This is a genomic window from Nostoc sp. NOS(2021) (genome assembly GCF_017115025.1).
GTDB lineage: Bacteria > Cyanobacteriota > Cyanobacteriia > Cyanobacteriales > Nostocaceae > Nostoc.
Map to the genome: position 1 here is coordinate 1 of NZ_JABXKM010000154.1, position 3,816 is coordinate 3,816.

Genomic DNA, 3,816 nt, shown 5'->3' on the forward strand with positions numbered 1-3,816 from the left:
AATTTTTTCTATAATTTTATATTTTGAATTATTAATCATTTGTTATTACCTCTAACTATTTAGGAGAAAGCTATTAATTATGCTGGTATATTACGAGCTAAAATAAAAGAAAAATTTTAAGTAAATTATGTAAATATCATTGCAATATTTTTTAAACATACGTTTTTACACTAAAAAATTTTAATAATTTCCATATATAGGATAAAGTTTTTCCTTTAAAACTTCTTTGGTAAATATTTTGCTAATAACTCTTGCCCCTGTTCACCTATCTCCTCTAACATCTCTTCAATCCTGTACATGGCCAGGCGAGATGGCTTGGCGTGCCCATTTTCCCAACGATTAACCGTGGAATAAGTAACACCTAAAGATGTTGCAAACTCTTCTTGTGTCAAGCCAGTGATCATGCGAAGTTTAAGAATCAGCTTGCCAACTTCTGGTTGTTGGATTATTACCAAAGCTTTTTTAATCATCATGTGACTTAAAACACTATTTAATATAGCGAGTCATATATATTTTGTTACATGCTACTGGTGCTAAGGCTTAATTGTAACCCGCTAATATACTATTATTTTTTGAAATATAATCAACTAGGTTCTATGTAATTGCCGCAATAACTATTGCGGTTTAATCTTTCGACGATTGTGTTGGAAACATTTTTTCTATTTTATCGGGTATCATTGCCGGCTCAAACTATTAGGAGATTAAGATATCGCATTTCTCAACCGTCAAAACTAAACTAACCAATCACGATTGTTTGTTACAAGCCCTTTTTGATTTGAACCTGTCGCCAAAAGTTCATCGAAACCCACAGCCATTAAAAGGTTACTACGACAAACTTGACGATGTTCGCCGCCCCTTCAAGACTGCACAAGCGCTCGCACCGTATGTTTTGTGAGTTGAGGAGATCGAAAAAGCACTTTCTATTACTGGTGATACAAGTACTCTCTAAGCTCAATCAGGTATGCTTCGGCGTAGCCCGCCGTAGGTATGGTATCGCAACAGTGCGGTTAATCACAATTTGGGTTGGCAAAATTTTCAGCATTGGGTCATTGATGTCTATCGATGGATTTTAAGTGTTGTTACCCGCCATCAAGAACAGAAGGGTTTTATTGTGCTACCCAAACGCTGGCTTGTTGAGAGGAATTTTGGCTGGTTTAACTGGTGTCGGCGATTATGAGATCCTACCTGAAACGACAGAAACGTTTTTCTGTCAGCCTGGGAGAGCGATCGCGAAAAAGGGTATGGCAGAAAAGGGCTAGCCCTTTTCTATGGGAGTAGAGAAGGATATCTGGTACAGCAGTTGCCAGGTAGCGGTTGACATCAGCTAATCAGAAAACACTGACACCAATAGACTTTCAAGCCTGTTCCCTATTAAGAGTTCCCTGCTATACAACAGCCTGCTGCTGAGGAACACCCACAGTCTCCAGTACCTCAAAAATAACCTCTGGGGATTCCGAGTAACACCGCTAAAAGTAGCGATTTAGGACATTTGTCTATAAAGTTATTAACTATATGGAGATGTCAAATGGGCAGAGTAATAATAAACTTTGTCCCCTCACCAGGCATTGACAAGCAGTTGACCTGTCCGTTGTGTTTATCAACAATAATTTGGTAGCTGATAGCTAATCCCAGCCCGGTTCCCTTGCCCACGGCCTTGGTGGTGAAAGATGGCTCAAAAATTCGAGCTTGCACCTCAGCAAGCATACCGGGGCCATTATCTTGGATGCAAATTGTGACGGTTTCTTGCTGAGATTCAACTGATGTAGTAATAGTGATGATGTTCGGGCAAGCAGCAATCTCTTGAGCAGAGTAGTTTTGATTGAGTTCATCAAATTCATCAATGGCATTGGCGATGATATTCATGAACACCTGGTTCAGTTGTCCGGGATAGCAACTGATTGGAGGTAACTCACCGTATTGTGTTACAACCTGGATTTTAGGGCGATCGCCATTACCTTTGAGTCGATGTTTCAACAGCATTAAAGTGCTATCGATTCCTTCGTGAATCTGAAACTCCACCTGAGATGCAATATCTGTGCGAGCAAAAGTTCTTAGAGAGAGGCTGATATCTTTAAGACGGGTAATTCCCTGGTGCATTGATGCCATTAGTTTCGGCAGATCCTCTACCAGATACTCCAAGTCGATTTCTTCAACAAGCTCTTCAATTTCCGGGTCTGGCTGCGGTAGCTTCTGCTGTTGGAGGCTCACTAGGCGAAGCAGATTATTTACATATTCCTCAATATAGGATAAATTTCCGCCAACAAAACCAACCGGATTATTAATCTCATGACCAATACCTGCAACCATCTGCCCAAGACTGGACATTTTTTCACTCTGGATCAGTTGTAGTTGAGTTTGTTGTAACTGTTGTAGAGATTGAGTTAATTCTGCGGTGCGCTCTTGCACACGTTCTTCTAATGTGCGGGTGAGATGGGAAATTTTCAGGTGTAACTTTAAACGGGCAATGACTTCTTCCTGTTGGAAGGGTTTGGTAATGTAGTCAACTGCACCTATTTCCAATCCCGCCACCTTGTCTGTAGAATCAGATAGGGCAGTCATGAAAATCACCGGAATATTCTGAGTGATGGGATTGGTTTTCAGCCGGCGACAAGTTTCAAATCCATCAATACCTGCCATCATCACATCCAAGAGAATCAGATCGGGACGGGCATATTCTGTTTGTTCGATCGCCGACTCTCCATCTGTTGCCATGAGGGCTTTCCAGCCACACCTCTGAATCGCTTCATGTAGCACCTTGAGATTGTTTGGATTGTCATCCACCAATAGAATATGTATGGGTTTCGAGAGAGAATCGACGATCATGGATGTAACTCCGTTGTGAGAAATGATTTGAGGAACTTACGGATTTTTCCGGTTTGGAAATTGACAGTGAGTTTGCTTAACTCTGCTGCGAAGGGAGCTAGCTGACTATTTTGCTCAATTAGCTCTCCTAACATTCCCTCGATCGCCGAGATATCCCCCATCATTGCCAGATGATAGAGTTGTTGCAAAACATCCTGGGATGGTAGAACCCATTCACTACCAGTTACCTGCTTACCCTTGGGAGGCGAAGATTGGGCATACATCCACTCCACTTTCAACAGCGATCGCAGTCTATTGAGTAGTTCGTCGATCTGGAGGGGTTTGGGCAGGAATGCTGTTGCCCCTGCCTCTAAACTCCGCTGGCGATTTTCCTCAAAAACGCTGGCACTAGAGACGATAATCGGAATAGAACGGGTTTGCGGATTCGCTTGCAGGTGAACCATTAGCTCAAAACCATCCATATTGGGCATGGCTAAATCGAGCAGAATCACATCTGGATTGTGTTCAATTGCTACCTGTAGCCCATGTTTGCCATCGGCCGCTTCCAGGGTTCGACAGCCAATTTCTTGCAGCAGACTGGTCAACATGGAACAGTGGTTGCGATCGTCATCGACAATGAGAATCTGAGGCGCACTACCCCGAATCCCGGTAATTTTCTGGGGAGTTGGGGCAATTGCTCCTCCATGCCAGTCATGATCAAGGGTTATTGGTACTGTCAAATCCAGCCAAAACAGACTTCCTTCGCCCAGGTGACTCTGCACCTGAATTTGGCTCCCCATCAATGCCGCAATTCTGTGGCTAATCGCCAATCCCAAGCCAGTACCTTCAGATCGCTGCCCTGCTTCACCCACTTGCTCAAAGGGCAAAAAGATTTTTTCGAGTTGGTCTGGTAACATCCCAATACCCGTATCTTCAATCTGAAAACGAATCTTGGTCATTGGGGATTGGGGATTGGGGATTGGGGATTGGGGATTCTCTTTGTCCCCCTTGTCC

General features: G+C 43.0%; 4 protein-coding genes. 1 reads left to right on the top strand and 3 read right to left on the bottom strand.

The genetic code is table 11. From position 1 onward, the window contains the following. Positions 1-215: 215 nt before the first annotated feature. Positions 216-473 (bottom strand): helix-turn-helix transcriptional regulator, encoded by a 258-nt coding sequence (locus HWQ41_RS19665; RefSeq protein ID WP_334784115.1) that lies wholly within the window; start codon positions 471-473, stop codon positions 216-218. 636 nt (positions 474-1,109) lie between these two features. Here HWQ41_RS19665 and HWQ41_RS19670 point away from each other — a divergent pair. Beyond that, complete coding sequence (locus HWQ41_RS19670) at positions 1,110-1,259, top strand: hypothetical protein (RefSeq protein ID WP_292766337.1); 150 nt, start codon at positions 1,110-1,112, stop codon at positions 1,257-1,259. A 262-nt stretch (positions 1,260-1,521) separates the two neighbouring features. Here the strand turns inward: HWQ41_RS19670 and HWQ41_RS19675 are convergent, their stop codons facing one another. Next, entirely contained in the window at positions 1,522-2,823 is a 1,302-nt protein-coding gene (locus tag HWQ41_RS19675; protein ID WP_292766338.1) for a response regulator, read from the bottom strand. Continuing rightward, positions 2,820-3,816: response regulator (locus tag HWQ41_RS19680; protein WP_292766341.1), on the bottom strand; the 997-nt coding region annotated here is incomplete at its 5' end. The genes HWQ41_RS19675 and HWQ41_RS19680, both read right to left, overlap by 4 nt.

Bases quoted from the DNA above. Each gene is read 5' to 3' on its own strand.
- HWQ41_RS19675 (WP_292766338.1), bottom strand. From the start codon at position 2,823: ATGATCGTCGATTCTCTCTCGAAACCCATACATATTCTATTGGTGGAT.
- HWQ41_RS19665 (WP_334784115.1), bottom strand. From the start codon at position 473: ATGATGATTAAAAAAGCTTTGGTAATAATCCAACAACCAGAAGTTGGC.